This is a genomic window from Vibrio sp. T9 (genome assembly GCF_003123985.1).
Classification (GTDB): Bacteria; Pseudomonadota; Gammaproteobacteria; order Enterobacterales; family Vibrionaceae; genus Vibrio; species Vibrio diabolicus.
The window spans coordinates 303469-319482 of sequence record NZ_NIGY01000006.1 but is presented as its reverse complement, the minus strand read 5'-3'; the positions used below and the strand labels follow the sequence as shown (position 1 = coordinate 319482).

Below are 16014 nucleotides of genomic sequence, written 5' to 3'. Positions count from 1 at the left end.
CCTTACTCCTTCGCTTCTACTTGTTCTGGTTTCAGAATACGGATTACCCAGATAAGGAAGCCGATTAGGAAGAATGCTGATGGTGCTAGTAGCATTAGGCCGTTAGGCTGGTACCAACCACCGTTGCTCACTAGAGGTAGAACTTCTAGGCCAAATAGTTTGCCTGAGCCAAATAGCTCACGGAAGAAACCTACAGTGATAAGAACGAAGCCGTAACCTAGACCGTTACCAATACCGTCAATAAGAGATGGTACTGGTGCAGACTTCATTGCGAATGCTTCAGCACGACCCATTACGATACAGTTAGTGATAATCAGACCAACGAATACAGAGAGCTGTTTAGAGATATCGTATAGGTAAGCTTTTAGCACCTGGTCTACCACGATTACTAGCGATGCGATAATTGCCATCTGAACGATGATACGCACACTGTTAGGAATGTGGTTACGGATCAATGAAACAGAGAAGTTAGACAACGCAGTTACAAATGTTACCGCTAGCGTCATTACAAAAGCTGTTTCTAGTTTAGTTGTTACTGCAAGAGCAGAACATACACCAAGAACTTGTAGCGCGATTGGGTTGTTATCCAATACTGGCGCTAGAATGCTCTTTTTAACGTTTTGTGCACTAGACATTAGTTAAGTTCTCCGTCACGAACTTTTGCTAGGAAAGGACCAAAGCCCTTGTCACCTAACCAGAAGTCAAATGTGTGTTGAACACCATTACTAGTGAGCGTTGCTCCTGATAGGCCATCAACACCGTGCTCAGAACCTTGCGGTGCGCCGCCTTTCACGACCTTAATCGCTGGCTGATGATCTTCATTGTACAATTTCTTGCCAATGAATTGATCACGCCATGAAGGGTTCTCTACTTCACCACCAAGTCCAGGAGTTTCACCTTGCTCGTAGTAAGTAATAGCAGACACAGTGTTACCATCAGTTTCAACGGCTACAAAGGCATACATCATCGACCATAGTCCTTTACCGTGCATAGGCAAGATAACTTTTTGGACTTCATCTTGGTCTTTTACTAAGTACACCACTGCTGTATTCGCACGACGACGGATATCAGCGACGTCTTCTTCTGGTGTCAATGCGATTGAACGTTCTGCATCTTTTGATGCTTCACGCTGATCGTACGTAGATGCATTACCCTCAGTAAAGTTACCTGTTTCAAGGTCTACCAGACGAGGTTCGATGTACTCAGCAAATAGCTCTGGTACTTTCTTACCGTTCGCGTCAATGCCTGCAACTTCAACGATCTTTGATTGCTTATCTAGGACAGCGTTAGCTTTTTGCTTATCACGCAGACCTACTGCTGCTGTTGATACGATGATTGAACAAACAAGGCTCAACCCGATAACAACACCCAGCGTCTTTTTAATGCTGTCGTTATTACTTGCCATAGCGTGCTAGTCTCCGCTTGATGTTCTTCTCAATCACTACATGGTCGAACAGAGGTGCGAATAGGTTCGCGAATAGAATCGCCAGCATCATACCTTCTGGGTACGCCGGGTTAACTACACGGATCATCACACACATTGCACCAATCAGGATGCCGTACCACCATTTACCTTTGTTAGTAAATGACGCTGATACTGGGTCCGTTGCCATGAAGAACATACCGAATGCAAAACCACCTAGAACTAGGTGCCAGTGCCATGGCATGTTGAACATTGGGTTAGTGTCAGAACCGATCACGTTAAACAGAGTCGATACTGCAATCATACCGATCATTACGCCCGCAATGATGCGCCATGAAGCGATTCGCATGTAAACGATCATCGCTGCACCGATCATTAGAGCTAGAGTCGATACTTCACCAATAGAGCCAGGGATGTTACCGATGAAAGCGTCCATCCAAGTGATAGGAGAACCAGTTACTGTGTTAACTAGAGCACCGTTACCACCTTGAGCCCATTGGCTAAGAGCAGTTGCACCAGAGAAGCCGTCAGCTGCAGTCCATACTACGTCACCCGAGATTTGCGCTGGGTAAGCGAAGAATAGGAATGCACGACCTGCAAGTGCAGGGTTAAGGAAGTTACGACCTGTACCACCGAAGATCTCTTTCGCAACAACAACACCAAATGTGATACCTAGTGCCGCTTGCCATAGAGGTAGCGTTGGTGGAACGATAAGTGCGAACAAGATAGAAGTAACAAAGAAGCCTTCGTTTACTTCGTGCTTACGCACCATACAGAAAAGCACTTCCCAGAAACCACCAACAAGGAATACTGTTGCGTAGATAGGTAGGAAGTAGGTCGCACCTAGTAGCATCTTACTGCCAACCCCTGCATCAGCGGCAATCGTTCCGCCCAGCATTTCAGTTAGCCAGTAGTGCCAGTTACCAGAGATAACTGTCGCTAGTTGATCACCAGCGTACATGTGGTTAAGCGCTGCAATAGCTTGGCCACCCGCGTTGTACATACCCCAGAACATTGCTGGGAATACCGCAAACCAAACCATGATCATGATACGTTTTAGGTCAACGCTATCACGAACGTGCGAGCTTTTATTTGTTACGATACCTGGAGTGTAAAAAACTGTTGCTACAGCTTCGTACAGGGCAAACCATTTTTCGTGTTTACCACCAGGCTCAAAATGATGCTCGATGTCTTCAAGAAACTTTTTAAGAGCCATGAAAATTACCCTTCCTTCTCGATAGTATCTAGGCATTCACGAAGTAACGTACCGTACTCGTACTTACCTGGACATACAAAGGTACACAATGCTAGATCTTCTTCATCCAGTTCAAGCGCACCCAGTGCTTGAGCACTGTCTGTATCACCTGCACATAGATCACGAAGCAGCAGAGTAGGCTCCATATCTAGAGGCATTACGCGTTCGTAGTTGCCAATTGGAACCATTGAACGATCACTACCATTGGTCGTCGTTGTCATATTGAACAACTGACCTTTGAATACGTGACCAAGGAAAGAGCGAGTTACCGAGAACTTATTCTTACCAGGCATTGCCCAGCCAAATAGTTCTTTCTCACGGCCTTCACGTAATACAGAAACCTGTTGATGGTAACGGCCAAGGTATGCGTGTGGACCAGTTGCATGTGTACCTGTCAGTACAGAACCAGAAATCACACGAACTTCGCCAGGCATCAGCTCGTTATCTGTTAGGTCATCTAAGCTTGCACCGATTACGGTACGAACTAGACGAGGGTTATTCACAACTGGACCAGCTAGAGACACAACACGATCTGTGTATAGCTCACCAGTTAGGAACAGCTTACCGAACGCGATAACGTCTTGGTAGTTGATGCTCCATGCCACATTTTCTGCATTCACTGGGTATAGGAAATGCATGTGGGTGCCAGCAAGACCTGCTGGGTGAGGGCCATCGAAGACGTGTTCTTCTACGTTAGACTGTGAAGAGCGTGGCAAACTAGTGCCAGATTTACATACGTAAACCTTGCCTTCTGTCAGGGCTGAAAGAATGTCTAGACCAGCAATGAATGCTTCTTGTTGCTCATTAATGATCAACTCAGGCTTAGCTGCTAATGGATTAGTATCCATTGCAGTTACGAAAATAGCCTTAGTAGAAGACTCGATTGCAGGAACCTTGCTAAACGGACGAGTACGTAAAGCGGTCCATAGGCCAGAGTCAACCAACTGAGTCTTGATCACTTCACGATCTAGACCTGAAAGTTGAGCGGCTTCGAACTTATCAAATGTCACCTGCTCTTCACCTGCCACTTCAATCACTACAGATTGAAGGACACGTTTAGCGCCACGGTTAACTTCGATCACTTTACCGGCTGCTGGTGCAGTAAATTTCACGCCAGGGTTCTTTTTATCTTCAAAAAGAACTTGCGCTTTTTTCACTTCATCACCAACGCGGACATGCATTGTAGGACGCATGCCAACGTACTCTTCGCCAAGCAAGGCGACTTTTTTGATGGTCTTACCATCATTAATCACCTGGGATGGAGTTCCTGCGATAGGAAGATCCAAGCCCTTCTTTATTGTAATCATACGCACTTGCACTACTTTTATCGGGAAAAAGATTCTTTTGATTGCGTAACTTTTAGACACGACATCAGTGTCCGGTTTTGATGTTGTTTTAAACATCAAAATCGCAACATCCTATTAAAAATCTCGTCACAAGGAATACGCGAGATTTATCAGGTGCCGTAGTCTAGCATTTTTTAGGAACTTGATGCCATGACCAATCATTAGAATAGAGGGGTTATTTCGGTAGAATCAGGTCTAAAAGGTCAAAGAATAGTCATAACTTTGACCGATCGCACAAATGCCATATTCCATACATATCTTATGGAAAAGTCATATTCATCGCCTGAAATATCCTGCAATTTCCATTCATTTGTTGAAACACTGTTAACACATTTTTTAACCAGAATTTGTGCCACATCAATGCCCCTAAAGAATGTAAAACGAAAAAAGATGGCCTTAGCCACCTTTTCTCTGCACCTTTATATTTTGCGTCTTTAGTGACCGCCACCCATACACATAGGGCTATCAGGAGCGCCATCTTGTTCACGCTTCCACTCTTCATCAGTGTATGTATGAATAGCTAGTGCATGAATGTGGTTATCTAACTCATCTGCCAAAATTTGATGAACTTGGCGATGGCGTCCAATCAAACGCTGTCCCGCGAACGAATCACTCACAACAATCACTTTGAAGTGACTCTCCGAGCCTGGTGGCACATTATGCATGTAGCTCTCATTAATCACTTTGAGATAGCTTGGTTGCAGCTCACTGTGTAGTTTCTTCTCTATGATTTCTTGGATCATATTCGTTCCTCATTGATGCGAATTCCATAAGTATATACCTAAGTAAAGCAGACGTGTATCACTCAAACATCACTCTCATTATTGATGCATTTTACGTTCAACTGATTTCAAAGCGCTTGACGCCATGAACATGCCTAGAGAGCGACCACCACTGAACACGTAAAATTTGACAGCTTTTTGTATCTCGACACGTCATCATTTGCGACAATAACACTTAATTTCTAAATCAACTTACATTTAGCTATGAAAACCGAACTGAATCTTCACGAGCGAAGCTTAACACTTCATCGTTTCCCAAAACGCAGCAATGAAACTCTACAAGCGTGGGATGCCGGTGATGAGTATCTTATTAATCATGTTGAAGAACTTGCTTTGCCAAACAATCAAAACATCCTCGTGATTAATGACAGCTTTGGTGCCCTCTCCTGCTGGTTTTCAGAAAAGCACCATGTAACGCTAATGAGTGATTCATTCATTTCTCATAAAGGTGTGCAGCAGAACCTTGAGCAAAACCAGTGCAATAAGGTAGCGTTTGCAACCACGATGGACCCCGTACCTTCCAATACTGAACTCGTATTGCTGCAACTGCCAAAAAGTAACCGTCACCTCGTTTGGATACTCAGTCAGTTAAGAAAAGCACTGCCTGCATCCTGCCCCGTCATTGCAGTTAATAAAGCGAAAGACATTCATACTTCAACGCTAAAACTGTTTGAAAAATATTTGGGTGAGACAAAAACATCTCTGGCCTGGAAAAAGCACCGATTGGTATTTGCTCAAGCAACGGTTGAACCAACAATTGAAGTAAGTCCTTTCACGACTTGGCGCGTTGATGGCGAAGATATCGAACTCAAGAACATGCCAAATGTCTATTCAGGAGAAAGCTTAGATTTAGGTGCGCGTTTTATGCTGCAGCACCTACCTCAAGACCCATTGATAGATAATGTTATCGATCTCGGTTGCGGTAATGGCGTTCTGTCTGTGAAGTTTGGTCAGCTGAATCCGAATGCTCGATTAACATGTGTTGATGAAAGCTTTATGGCGCTTGAGTCCGCGAAGCAGAACCTGCTAGATAACCTTGGTGAAAATAGAGACATACAGTGTGTTGCAAACAATTGTTTGGACGGTTTTAAACACAACAGCTGCTCTATGATTATGTGTAACCCACCCTTTCATCAACAGCAGGCCATCACCGATCATATTGCTTGGCAAATGTTCTGTGATGCAAAGCAAGTATTAAGTGAAGGTGGTAAGTTACTGGTGATTGGAAATCGTCATCTTGGTTACGACGCAAAACTAAAACGGCTGTTTGGCGATAAGAATGTGAAACTTATCGCTTCCAACAATAAGTTTGTGATTTTACAGGCCACAAAAAATCCTGCTAAATTAAGCGCAAAATAAGCTTTAGCAAAATAGTTAAAAGGAATAATAAAATGAGAAAATTGGTACTTGCGGCTTCGGTTGCGTTGCTTGCTGCGTGTTCAGCGCCTCAACAGCCTCAGCTGAATTTGATGCCAGAAAGCACACTGAGCACCAATCCAATTGTTCAAGGCAAGACTTACAGTTTGACCAGCAAAGATGTACGTGCAGCGCAGTACGTGGCGTTGGTGGATAACGGCCGTTCGAACATTCTTCCTCTTCATGCTAAACAGAATTTACGTATTGCGTTAGAAGAAGCATTAGAGAAGCAGTTTTCATCTCAAGGCTTCCATGCCGATCTAAACAGCAACAATGCAATTGAATTAAACGTTCAAGAAGCATTAGTTAACGTAAAACATTCGGTGATGGAAAATGAGATGGATGCGAAAGTCGTGCTTGAAATCACCGCAGAAACACCAGAAGGTAAACTGGTCAAAACTTACACAGGCACTGCGAAGCGTTCTGGCACATTGAGTGCGTCTGATGCCGACATTGAGCAAACACTGAATGATGTAGTGACATTAACACTTAAAGAAATTGCCAATGATCCTGAGCTTCGTCAATACATGCAGGAGCGTTTCTAATGTTACGCAAGGCAATTCTTTCTCTCGCGCTACTCAGCTGCAGCGTTTGGGCTGGACCAAAAGTGGCGTTTGAAACAACGTTAGGTTCATTTACTGTCGAACTGAATGAAGATAAAGCGCCGATTACGGTAGCGAACTTCCTGAAATATGTAGAAGACGGTAGCTATGAAGGCACTATTTTTCACCGCGTTATTCCAGGCTTTATGGCGCAAGGTGGTGGCTTTAACCAAGATATGCAAATGGTGAAGACTTACGCTCCAATCAAAAACGAGGGTAATAACGGTTTAAATAACGACCGTGCGACGATTGCAATGGCACGCACCAACGCGCCTGACTCTGCTACTCGTCAGTTTTTTATCAATTTAGTCGACAATGATTTTCTAAACTACGGCGCTCGTCCACCGGGTTATGCGGTATTTGGCGAGGTCACGGAAGGATTCGACATTATCCAAAAAATGGCAAAACAGCCAACTACGACGACTCGCGGTATGCGTGATGTTCCCGAGACTCAAATCGTCATCACTAAAGCAACACTACTTAAATAGCCAAAACGATAAGCCCTTTGAATAATCGAAGGGCTTTCTCTTTCAACGGCTTCATTTTATTGGATTGATTTATGTCTTCATTACCTTCCATCACTTGGTTGGAAACGGTAAAAAGTTACCTCGATAAACGACTCATGTGGGTTTTCATGTTGGGCTGCTCTAGCGGCTTTCCGTGGGTACTTATCGGTTCAAATATGTCTGGCTGGCTAAAAGACGCTGGTTTGACCCTATCCGCAATAGGCTACTTTGGTAGTGTCTTTGCGGTTTATGCAATTAACTTTCTCTGGGCGCCACTCGTAGACCGGGTGAAGCTACCAGTGCTCTATCGACTACTTGGACAAAGGCGTAGCTGGATTTTCTTCTGTCAAAGTATAGTACTCGTCGCGACGGTATTTATTGCGGGCGTGAATCCAGCAGAGAACTTGGTGTTTGCGTCTCTACTCGCCTTGTGTATTGCAACAGCATCAGCCACACAAGACATCGCGATAGATGCTTTTCGTATTGATACTTTCCCAAAATCAGAAGAATCTAAGCTGCCACAAGCTTCTGCAATGGCGGTCATTGGCTGGTGGACAGGTTATTCACTACCGGGTTATTTAGCGTTTGTTAATGCTGATAGCGTCGGTTGGAATGGCGTGTATTACGGGATGGCGGTGATAGTCGGCATTCTAATGGTCTTTACGATTTTAGTCGGTGAACCGAAGACTCAACGCGAACAACTTCAGTCTGCCGCTGAACAACGCCACAAAGAAGTGGTTGGTTCAAAAGTCGTGGCTTGGTTTACTGTGACTGTTGTAGAACCTTTCCTTGACTTCTTTAATCGCAATGGCGTCCGTGTCGCGATTACTCTTTTGCTGTTCGTTTTCCTATTCAAAATTGGCGAAGCGTTTTTGGGCAGGATGTCGATCGCGTTCTATAAAGATATTGGTTTTAGTAACGAACAAATTGGTTATTACTCCAAACTGATCGGATGGGGAGCCACTATCTTCTTTACCTTTGTCGGAAGCATGTTCAACGTCAGGTTTGGTATTGTACGTGGATTAATGATCGGCGGTATTGCTATGTCTGCCAGCAACTTGATGTTTGCTTGGATTGCGTCGGTAGGCCCAAACGAGCACTTGTACTTAGCCACGATTATTGTCGATAACTTTACGACTGCTTTCTCAACTGTCGCTTTTGTTTCATTTTTGACGATTCTAACCGGACAAGCATTCTCGGCAACTCAGTATGCGTTGCTTGCCTCTTTGGGGAACTTCGGACGAACGACTCTTGCTTCTTTCAGTGGAGAACTGGTGGACTACCTCAATGACTGGAGCACGTTCTTTGTGCTTACCGCTGTTATGGTCGTGCCAAGCTTGATTATGTTGTACTCGCTACGACATTACTTTGATGCTTTATTAGAAAAAGCACGTCACAAGCACTAAGAAGCGCATCAAAAAACCACCGAATTCGGTGGTTTTTGTTTTGCGAGATATGAGATAAGAGGTCTATGGGTATAGCCCTTTACCAAACATATTAAATATACGTGCCACACCTTGAGTAAAGATCATCGGCTCGGTCAATACGGTTAAACACAAGCAGTCTTCTCCGACCTTAGTGTAAGGGCTGTGCTTCACTGATGCGTCTCTAATCATCAAATCGCCCTCTTCATATTGGCCATCCTCGTCACTAAACCCACCATGTAGGATCAATGTAGATTCTAAGCCTTTGTGCGTATGTTGAGGAATTTGCACATCTTCCCCGATGTACATTAAGCTAACACGAGCATCTTCCCCTAGATCAATCTGAGCACTGAAAACCTTGCCTCCGTAACTTCTCCATGACCCTACAAGGTCAGAGAAACGCGCTAAGGTTTTGGGAAGCTCAAAGCTCTTTCCTGCAACATTCACTGCGGCAGGATCTCGTATAACGATGTTATCTGTCGCTGGCTCCGCATTGATAATATCATTGAACATATCGTCGAATTCAGGGACATATTCAGAGGGGATGTCGCTCACGATATTCGCTTGGCTGGCTTCGACATGGTTCACATAAGCTCGGCACTTGGTGCATGTTTCTAAATGGGTTGCGACCACAAGACCAGAAACTGCATCAATGCTTCCCGAAGCGTATGCTTCTAACAAGCTGTTATCTGGGTGTTTGTTCATAGTTGCTCCGTATGCATTGAATGCCTTAGCTTTTCTACTGCAAGCCTCAGCCTGGATTTTACGGTACCGAGGGGTATATCAAATAATTCAGCGACCTGCTGATGAGGTAGCTCTTCAAGATACACCGCTTGTAAAACGTCTCTCTGATTTTTCGGTAAAATATCTAAAAATTTAACCACCTGTTCTTTCAACATGTCTTGCTCTGGTGAATAGTGATCAACAAGATCTGGTGGATAATATTCTGACGGCCAAATGTCATCAGAATGAATGTGCAACTCCTTACCTTTCTGCTTTCTTAACAGATCAAAGCATAGGTTTCGGATTATGGTGTATATCCAAGTCGATAACGCGCTCTTTTCCCCATCATAGAGGTGCGCTTTCTGCCAAACTGTCGCCATGGTCTCTTGCACCATCTCCATAGCAACTTGCTCATTACCAACATGTTTGTAAGCGAATTGCTTCAGCTTGGGTGCGTAAAAACGGAATACAAAAGCGAACGCGTCTTTATCTCGAGCCTTCACTTTGTCCATGTAATCGTTCCAATCACTGCGCCCCAGTTTTTTTGGGCTATCACTCATCATAATCGGCCTTAATTTTAGGGAGGAGTCATCTCCTCCCATTCGTCCTAATCGGTCACGTCATCAACCAACAAGTTGAAGCCACCGTTGTTCCCATCGTCAATGGCAACCACCTGATACACAACACCATTCATCACATTGACAGGTGCTGAATCAATAGCAACCGTACTTGGATCGCCTGCCACTGTCACGGTTACATAATAGGTACCTTCAGCGACATATAATCCCTGAACACTATCTTTGTACGCAAAATTAGCAATAGTTGGATCACTTCCATCTATTCCAGCGCTTGTAGTGAGATAAATATCCACCATTTCCGCTACGGGATTCGCCGCCGCATGTGTCACATTCAGCGTCGCGCTAGTTGCCACTGCACGTCTCATGTCTTCAACAACTAGAGGTTCGATATCAATCGCTGGGCTAACAACACCGACCGCGTAAACACTGTAATCCATTCCGCCCGCAACCATTAATCCGTCAACATCGATAATAGGATTGGTTGTTGTGCCATCCACGTAAACGTCAATATCGTAAGCGCCAGCATCTAGATCCAAATAACCACGAATCTCTTTGAACGCTAAGTCGGCAAAAGGACCGAAGGCCGCCCCGTTAACGTTGACATCGACGATTGGCGCTCCATCGACAAGATGTCCAACTCTTACTTCTGCTTGGCTGCCCATATCCTCGATTATAGAAGATCCTGAACCATCCAATACCAACAGCTTAACCGGTGACGTGCTATTTGAATCTCCGGTACTGATAGCGGCAATCGTCAAGTTTGAATTAGCAGCAAGAGATACTGTGCCCGAGTCAAAAGCAACGCTATCCCCAAAAGCAAGTCGAACTTGGTACTCACCAGCGGGGATGTTCAATACGTCTGTAGATGCTTTGTATGCAAGATTCATAAGCGGTGTCGCGCTAGCAAGATCAGCCCCGGGCTCGGTGACGTAGAGATCAACGGCAGGAACGCCAGACGCTGCATGAACAACTTGAACATCTAAACTATTGGCATCAGCCATTGAATCGGCGCTGCGAGTCACAACTAAAGGTTCTACTGGGTTTGGCGAACCATCGGCATCACCAACAACGAACACGTTGTAATTGAGGTCTGAATCAAGGTCTAGTTCTGTTTTAGGTATTACGGTCGCGGTTTCATCGCCTGGAAGTTGAACATCAACTTGAATGGAGTTCATGCCCTCACGTAACTTCATGTAACCAGAACCCATACCATAATCAACACCTGTCAATGATGATTTATCGTTTATCCACACATTTGCAAGCGGCGCATCAGAAGACGCATGTACTGCTTGCAAATTGGAATACTCGATGGTGTCGCTGTCGGAGCCACACGCCGCCAGTCCTAATGCCGCCACCATAGTTAGCGCAGCTCTGCTAAATCCTTTCATATCCTTGCCTCTTTGTTAGTCGGGGCTTCTATGGCTTCTGTCAGAAATTGCAACGCAGGAATGCAGTTCTCTGCGCCAACGAGCTGTTCGAACAGATTGCAGTCTAAGGGAAGTAATTCAAGCCAGCGCTGGGTCACCCAAGCTGAGTCATCGTAAAAACGATGCTGGTAGAGGTTTCCAAGTTGAGGAAACTCTTCATAAACATGGGATAACTGCTGGCTTAAATAGAAGAAATCTGGTGAGTTGTCTGGATGTTGCCAATTGTCTAACCATTCGACCTCTGCATGGCGTAAGCCGTCCGCATCTGCACGAACTCGTTTGACAACAAAGCGTTTCTCACCAGCGACTGTAATACCAAGAAGACCATCACTGAGTGTTTCAAAATCAACGATCCTGACCAAAGTTCCGATAGATGAAACATTTCCCACGTCTTTAGGGTCACCTTCACTACCTACTAGGCAAACTCCAAAACCCACATTTTGTAGGCTGCATTCCTTTACCATTCGCTTATATCGTGGCTCAAAAATGCGCAGATTCATTTTACCTTCAGGGAGTACAACTGAAGTGAGTGGGAATAACATGACTTCTTTCATTCAAACGTCCTCTTTGATTCACCGATACATACGAATCCCTTATCACTCCGATCACTAACGATTTATGTTGGTTAATCGACTGGCTTAAAAAGTCATAAAACCGCTTACGCAAACGATCCAAATCACATATTTATTGCAATTAAATGCAACAAATAAAAAGTTCCGTAAATAAAGATAATTTCGTGACGCAACTCACCAAAAACGTTCAATTTTGCACCCTTTATCACTTTCATTTGGGATTTTTATCGCTATTATTCCCGCCAATTGGAAAGCGCAGCACAGATTGCGTGTTCTGAATCATTACAAACATAGAGAGTCCCCTTATGCGTAAATCACTTTTAGCTCTTAGCCTTCTAGCGGCTACTTCAGCTCCAGTTATGGCGGCAGATTACTCTGACGGCGATATCCACAAAAACGATTACAAGTGGATGCAATTTAACCTAATGGGTGCATTTGACGAACTTCCAGGTGAGTCTTCGCACGACTACCTAGAAATGGAATTCGGCGGCCGCTCTGGTATCTTCGATCTATACGGCTACGTTGATATCTTCAACCTAACTTCAGATAAAGGCAGCGATAAAGCAGGAGATCCTAAGATCTTCATGAAATTTGCACCACGTATGTCTCTAGATGCAGTAACTGGTAAAGATCTATCTTTCGGTCCAGTACAAGAGCTATATGTAGCAACGCTTATTGAGTGGGATGGCACAGATTACAAAACTAATGCATTCTCAGTAAACAACCAAAAAATTGGTATTGGTTCTGACGTAATGGTTCCTTGGTTTGGTAAAGTTGGTGTTAACCTATACGGTACTTACAACGGCAACAAAAAGGATTGGAACGGTTTCCAAATCTCGACTAACTGGTTCAAACCATTCTACTTCTTCGAGAACGGTTCATTCATTTCTTACCAAGGCTACATCGATTACCAATTCGGTATGGATGATGATGCAGGTAACAAGTTTGGTTCAACCGCGTCAAACGGTGGTGCAATGTTCAACGGTATCTACTGGCACTCAGACCGCTTCGCAGTGGGTTACGGTCTAAAAGGCTACAAAGACGTGTACGGTATCAAAGATACTGATGGGTTTAAGTCAACTGGCTTTGGCCACTACCTAGCTGTAACTTACAAGTTCTAATTGAACCACTAAGTTTGCTCAAAAATGGCGCCTTTCGGCGCCATTTTTATTTGCTTTCCTTTTTTCCCTCATTATCCTTGCAGCAAACCTTTTTAATGAGAGCGTTTGGTGAATATCCTTATCCTCGGTCCAGGTGCGGTGGGCTCACTCTGGGCAACAAAATTTCAGCTTGCCGGACACAATGTTTCATTGTGGGGAAGAAGTTCAGAGAGACAACAATCACTTCAGTTGGATGACACACCTGCAACCGTATTCAGTAATCAAGATATTTCCTCCGTAAATAAAGCGGATCTCATTTTGATCACGGTAAAAGTTTGGCAAGTGGAAGACGCCATTCAGCCTTTACTGCCTCATATCAACGCTGACACGATTATCATGCTGATGCACAATGGTATGGGTACCGCCTCTGGCGTGGAGAAGGCTCTGCCAAACAATCCGATAGTGCTCGCCACAACGACGCACGGCGCATACAAACCAGATAACCAACACGTACTGCATACCGGTCACGGAACAACGCAAGTGGGTGGTTATAATGACAAAGGAATGCAGTGCGCTTTTCTGCAAGATGTTATGCATCATGCTCTTCCAGAGGCCATTTGGAATCAACACATCCAATCTGCGTTATGGACTAAGTTAGCGATCAACTGCGCGATTAACCCACTGACTGCGATTCTCCAGTGTAAGAATGGTGAGCTTGCGAAGCCCGAGTTTAAGATACAACTCGAAAGCATCACTCAAGAACTGGTTGAAGTAATGAGTAAAGAAGGTATTGCTATCGAGTTTCGCTCTCTTTTCGATACGGTAATGCAAGTGGTGAACGCCACAGCTGAGAACTATTCTTCAATGAGACAAGACGTATTCCATCAGCGTCGAACGGAAATTGATTTTATAACCGGATACTTGTTAAAGGCTGCCGAGAAACATCACATCAATACGCCTGAGAATTTAAAACTTTACCAACGCATCAAACAAATAGAACAAAGCTGGACAGAACAATGAGTAAGAAAATCTTAGTGCCAATCGCTCCGGGCACCGAAGAAATGGAAGCCGTCACCGTTATCGACATGATGGTTCGCGCGGGTTATGACGTTACGGTAGCGAGTGCTGCTTTTGATGGCTCATTGACGATGAAAGCTTCTCGCGGAGTCACATTAACAGCCGATTGTAAGCTGGTCGATATCGCTGATGATGAGTTTGACGCCATAGCGCTTTCTGGTGGTGTTGGTGGTGCAGAAATTTTTCGTGATAGCACGGTGATGATAGAAATCCTTAAGCAGCACATCTACGAGGGAAAGTTGGTCGCTGCTATCTGCGCAGCACCGGCGTTGGTATTGCAACACCATGATCTTTTCCCACAATCACTGATGACCTGTCACCCGAGCTTTCAGTCACATATCCCGGAAGAGAAGTGGCGCAGCAAACGCGTGACCTTTGATATCAACCACAACCTGATCACCAGTCAAGGTCCGGGCACTGCTTTAGAGTTCGCAATGGAAGTAATCATTCAACTCTCAGGTAAAAAACACGCATGGTCAGTTGCTGAACCAATGATCCCTCTGCCTACTCTGCATTACCATAAGCTTGGTGAAGAATAATGTTTGACGTAAATGCTGTACGTGAGCAATTTCCCGCTCTAAATCAATCCGTCAACGATACGCCCTTAGTGTATCTAGATAGCGCAGCGACAACGCAAAAACCGCAATGTGTAATTGATGTCATCAGTCATTACTACAGTGCGCAAAATGCCAATGTTCACCGTGGCAGTCATAGTTTAACGGCTAATGCCACCAGCCAATTTGAAGCGGCACGAGAACGAGTGGCAAACTTTATTGGTGCAAACAGCTCTAAAGAAATCATTTGGACGCGAGGCGCGACCGAAGCACTTAACTTAATTGCACAAACTTACGCCCGCAGCACGTTACAACCGGGTGATGAGATCTTGATTAGCGAGATGGAGCACCACGCTAACATCGTGCCTTGGCAAATCGTGGCAGAGCAAACGGGCGCCAAAGTCATAAAAGTTCCAATGACATCAGATTGCCAGTTCGACATCAGCGCATTTAAGGTGCTTCTGTCTGACCGCTGTAAAATTGTTGCTTGTGCGCAAATCACCAACGTCACGGGCACACGACAACCTATCGAAAAAATCACTGAACTAGCGCACAGCGTTGGCGCGGTTGTTGTGATTGATGGCGCTCAAGGCATCGTCCATGAGCAGCTTGATTTATCGGTATCAGATATCGATTTTTACGTTTTCTCAGGTCACAAACTTTATGCGCCAGCAGGTATTGGCGTTTTATACGGCAAGCTTGAACTTTTGGAAGCCATGCCACCATGGCACGGCGGTGGTAAAATGGTTGAACGCGTTTCGTTCGAGAAAACGACGTTTTCTGCACTTCCTGGTAAATTTGAAGCGGGCACACCAAACGTTGCGGGCGCGATTGCTCTAGCGAAAGCCATTGAGTGGTACCAAGGTTTTGACCATCACGAAGTAGAGGATCATCTCCATGTGCTTCAGGATAAGGCCTACCAAGCACTAAGCGCGTTGGATGACATTCATATTCTAGGCTACCAACCGAACGCCTCTGTACTGACGTTCGTCATGGACGGCGTTCATCACCAAGACATGGCGACGCTGCTCGATCAACAAGGCATTGCGGTACGAGCAGGACACCACTGCGCTCACCCATTGATGGATGCGCTAAACGTTAAAGGCACGGTACGCGTTTCTTTTGGTATTTATAACACGGCTGAAGATGTGGATAGACTCATCGCCGCCGTAGAAAAAGCCGTCGACATGCTATAACGCCAACGGTTTGATTTGGAGTAACCAACAAGG

17 protein-coding genes are annotated in these 16014 nt (G+C 44.9%); 8 read left to right on the top strand and 9 right to left on the bottom strand.

Annotation, left to right across the window (positions count from 1 at the left end):
- Nucleotides 1-2: 2 nt before the first annotated feature.
- From CBX98_RS14440 to bolA, 5 genes are all read right to left on the bottom strand, one after another.
- Complete coding sequence (locus CBX98_RS14440; RefSeq protein ID WP_005380269.1) at nucleotides 3-635, bottom strand: NADH:ubiquinone reductase (Na(+)-transporting) subunit D; 633 nt, start codon at nucleotides 633-635, stop codon at nucleotides 3-5.
- Nucleotides 635-1405 carry a Na(+)-translocating NADH-quinone reductase subunit C gene (locus tag CBX98_RS14435; RefSeq protein ID WP_006742550.1) on the bottom strand — a complete coding sequence of 257 codons (771 nt, stop codon included), beginning with the start codon at nucleotides 1403-1405 and terminating at the stop codon, nucleotides 635-637. The genes CBX98_RS14440 and CBX98_RS14435 overlap by 1 nt, the downstream gene beginning before the upstream one ends.
- On the bottom strand, nucleotides 1395-2639 hold the full coding sequence (locus CBX98_RS14430; RefSeq protein WP_006742551.1) for an NADH:ubiquinone reductase (Na(+)-transporting) subunit B: 1245 nt from the start codon (nucleotides 2637-2639) through the stop codon (nucleotides 1395-1397). The genes CBX98_RS14435 and CBX98_RS14430 overlap by 11 nt, the downstream gene beginning before the upstream one ends.
- Before the next feature lie 5 nt (nucleotides 2640-2644).
- Nucleotides 2645-3985, bottom strand: coding sequence for a Na(+)-translocating NADH-quinone reductase subunit A (locus tag CBX98_RS14425; RefSeq protein ID WP_041853022.1), 1341 nt, complete (start codon nucleotides 3983-3985; stop codon nucleotides 2645-2647).
- A 473-nt stretch (nucleotides 3986-4458) separates the two neighbouring features.
- Nucleotides 4459-4767: a transcriptional regulator BolA gene (gene bolA, locus CBX98_RS14415; RefSeq protein ID WP_005380262.1), complete on the bottom strand. Its 309-nt coding sequence runs from the start codon at nucleotides 4765-4767 to the stop codon at nucleotides 4459-4461.
- A gap of 243 nt (nucleotides 4768-5010) precedes the next feature.
- Here bolA and CBX98_RS14410 point away from each other — a divergent pair, with 243 nt between their 5' ends.
- The 4 genes from CBX98_RS14410 to CBX98_RS14395 all read left to right on the top strand — a co-directional run bounded on the left by CBX98_RS14410 (nucleotide 5011) and on the right by CBX98_RS14395 (nucleotide 8736).
- Nucleotides 5011-6165: a methyltransferase gene (locus tag CBX98_RS14410; protein ID WP_109169588.1), complete on the top strand. Its 1155-nt coding sequence runs from the start codon at nucleotides 5011-5013 to the stop codon at nucleotides 6163-6165.
- A 32-nt stretch (nucleotides 6166-6197) separates the two neighbouring features.
- Nucleotides 6198-6767: a YajG family lipoprotein gene (locus tag CBX98_RS14405; RefSeq protein WP_012841484.1), complete on the top strand. Its 570-nt coding sequence runs from the start codon at nucleotides 6198-6200 to the stop codon at nucleotides 6765-6767.
- Nucleotides 6767-7312: a peptidylprolyl isomerase gene (locus CBX98_RS14400; protein ID WP_053809811.1), complete on the top strand. Its 546-nt coding sequence runs from the start codon at nucleotides 6767-6769 to the stop codon at nucleotides 7310-7312. Before CBX98_RS14405 ends, CBX98_RS14400 begins: the two co-directional genes overlap by 1 nt.
- A gap of 71 nt (nucleotides 7313-7383) precedes the next feature.
- Entirely contained in the window at nucleotides 7384-8736 is a 1353-nt protein-coding gene (locus CBX98_RS14395) for an MFS transporter (protein ID WP_006742554.1), read from the top strand.
- A gap of 63 nt (nucleotides 8737-8799) precedes the next feature.
- Here CBX98_RS14395 and CBX98_RS14390 read toward each other — a convergent pair whose 3' ends face one another.
- From CBX98_RS14390 to CBX98_RS14375, 4 genes are read right to left on the bottom strand one after another with little or no spacing between them, the layout of a single operon-like run.
- On the bottom strand, nucleotides 8800-9459 hold the full coding sequence (locus CBX98_RS14390) for a ChrR family anti-sigma-E factor (protein ID WP_109169586.1): 660 nt from the start codon (nucleotides 9457-9459) through the stop codon (nucleotides 8800-8802).
- Nucleotides 9456-10040 (bottom strand): RNA polymerase sigma factor, encoded by a 585-nt coding sequence (locus CBX98_RS14385; RefSeq protein ID WP_005380255.1) that lies wholly within the window; start codon nucleotides 10038-10040, stop codon nucleotides 9456-9458. The genes CBX98_RS14390 and CBX98_RS14385 overlap by 4 nt, the downstream gene beginning before the upstream one ends.
- Nucleotides 10041-10084: 44 nt before the next feature.
- Nucleotides 10085-11443 (bottom strand): DUF4397 domain-containing protein, encoded by a 1359-nt coding sequence (locus tag CBX98_RS14380; protein ID WP_109169584.1) that lies wholly within the window; start codon nucleotides 11441-11443, stop codon nucleotides 10085-10087.
- Nucleotides 11440-12036: an LON peptidase substrate-binding domain-containing protein gene (locus CBX98_RS14375; protein ID WP_005380253.1), complete on the bottom strand. Its 597-nt coding sequence runs from the start codon at nucleotides 12034-12036 to the stop codon at nucleotides 11440-11442. The genes CBX98_RS14380 and CBX98_RS14375 overlap by 4 nt, the downstream gene beginning before the upstream one ends.
- Nucleotides 12037-12359: 323 nt before the next feature.
- On the opposite strand from CBX98_RS14375, the gene CBX98_RS14365 reads away from it, so the two are divergent.
- From CBX98_RS14365 to csdA, 4 genes are all read left to right on the top strand, one after another.
- Nucleotides 12360-13175, top strand: coding sequence for an outer membrane protein OmpK (locus CBX98_RS14365; RefSeq protein WP_109169582.1), 816 nt, complete (start codon nucleotides 12360-12362; stop codon nucleotides 13173-13175).
- 108 nt (nucleotides 13176-13283) lie between these two features.
- Nucleotides 13284-14174 (top strand): 2-dehydropantoate 2-reductase, encoded by an 891-nt coding sequence (gene panE, locus CBX98_RS14360; protein WP_109169580.1) that lies wholly within the window; start codon nucleotides 13284-13286, stop codon nucleotides 14172-14174.
- Nucleotides 14171-14770 (top strand): DJ-1 family glyoxalase III, encoded by a 600-nt coding sequence (locus tag CBX98_RS14355; RefSeq protein WP_006742560.1) that lies wholly within the window; start codon nucleotides 14171-14173, stop codon nucleotides 14768-14770. Before panE ends, CBX98_RS14355 begins: the two co-directional genes overlap by 4 nt.
- Nucleotides 14770-15981, top strand: coding sequence for a cysteine desulfurase CsdA (csdA, locus tag CBX98_RS14350; RefSeq protein WP_109169578.1), 1212 nt, complete (start codon nucleotides 14770-14772; stop codon nucleotides 15979-15981). Before CBX98_RS14355 ends, csdA begins: the two co-directional genes overlap by 1 nt.
- The last annotated feature ends 33 nt before the right edge of the window (nucleotides 15982-16014 follow it).

Excerpts from the sequence above, each read along its gene's own strand:
- CBX98_RS14425 (WP_041853022.1), bottom strand. The coding sequence starts at position 3,985 with ATGATTACAATAAAGAAGGGCTTGGATCTTCCTATCGCAGGAACTCCA.
- CBX98_RS14375 (WP_005380253.1), bottom strand. The coding sequence starts at position 12,036 with ATGAAAGAAGTCATGTTATTCCCACTCACTTCAGTTGTACTCCCTGAA.
- csdA (WP_109169578.1), top strand. The coding sequence starts at position 14,770 with ATGTTTGACGTAAATGCTGTACGTGAGCAATTTCCCGCTCTAAATCAA.
- CBX98_RS14390 (WP_109169586.1), bottom strand. The coding sequence starts at position 9,459 with ATGAACAAACACCCAGATAACAGCTTGTTAGAAGCATACGCTTCGGGA.
- CBX98_RS14440 (WP_005380269.1), bottom strand. The coding sequence starts at position 635 with ATGTCTAGTGCACAAAACGTTAAAAAGAGCATTCTAGCGCCAGTATTG.
- CBX98_RS14355 (WP_006742560.1), top strand. The coding sequence starts at position 14,171 with ATGAGTAAGAAAATCTTAGTGCCAATCGCTCCGGGCACCGAAGAAATG.
- CBX98_RS14400 (WP_053809811.1), top strand. The coding sequence starts at position 6,767 with ATGTTACGCAAGGCAATTCTTTCTCTCGCGCTACTCAGCTGCAGCGTT.
- CBX98_RS14385 (WP_005380255.1), bottom strand. The coding sequence starts at position 10,040 with ATGATGAGTGATAGCCCAAAAAAACTGGGGCGCAGTGATTGGAACGAT.
- CBX98_RS14430 (WP_006742551.1), bottom strand. The coding sequence starts at position 2,639 with ATGGCTCTTAAAAAGTTTCTTGAAGACATCGAGCATCATTTTGAGCCT.
- CBX98_RS14410 (WP_109169588.1), top strand. The coding sequence starts at position 5,011 with ATGAAAACCGAACTGAATCTTCACGAGCGAAGCTTAACACTTCATCGT.
- CBX98_RS14365 (WP_109169582.1), top strand. The coding sequence starts at position 12,360 with ATGCGTAAATCACTTTTAGCTCTTAGCCTTCTAGCGGCTACTTCAGCT.
- bolA (WP_005380262.1), bottom strand. The coding sequence starts at position 4,767 with ATGATCCAAGAAATCATAGAGAAGAAACTACACAGTGAGCTGCAACCA.
- CBX98_RS14395 (WP_006742554.1), top strand. The coding sequence starts at position 7,384 with ATGTCTTCATTACCTTCCATCACTTGGTTGGAAACGGTAAAAAGTTAC.
- CBX98_RS14435 (WP_006742550.1), bottom strand. The coding sequence starts at position 1,405 with ATGGCAAGTAATAACGACAGCATTAAAAAGACGCTGGGTGTTGTTATC.
- CBX98_RS14380 (WP_109169584.1), bottom strand. The coding sequence starts at position 11,443 with ATGAAAGGATTTAGCAGAGCTGCGCTAACTATGGTGGCGGCATTAGGA.
- CBX98_RS14405 (WP_012841484.1), top strand. The coding sequence starts at position 6,198 with ATGAGAAAATTGGTACTTGCGGCTTCGGTTGCGTTGCTTGCTGCGTGT.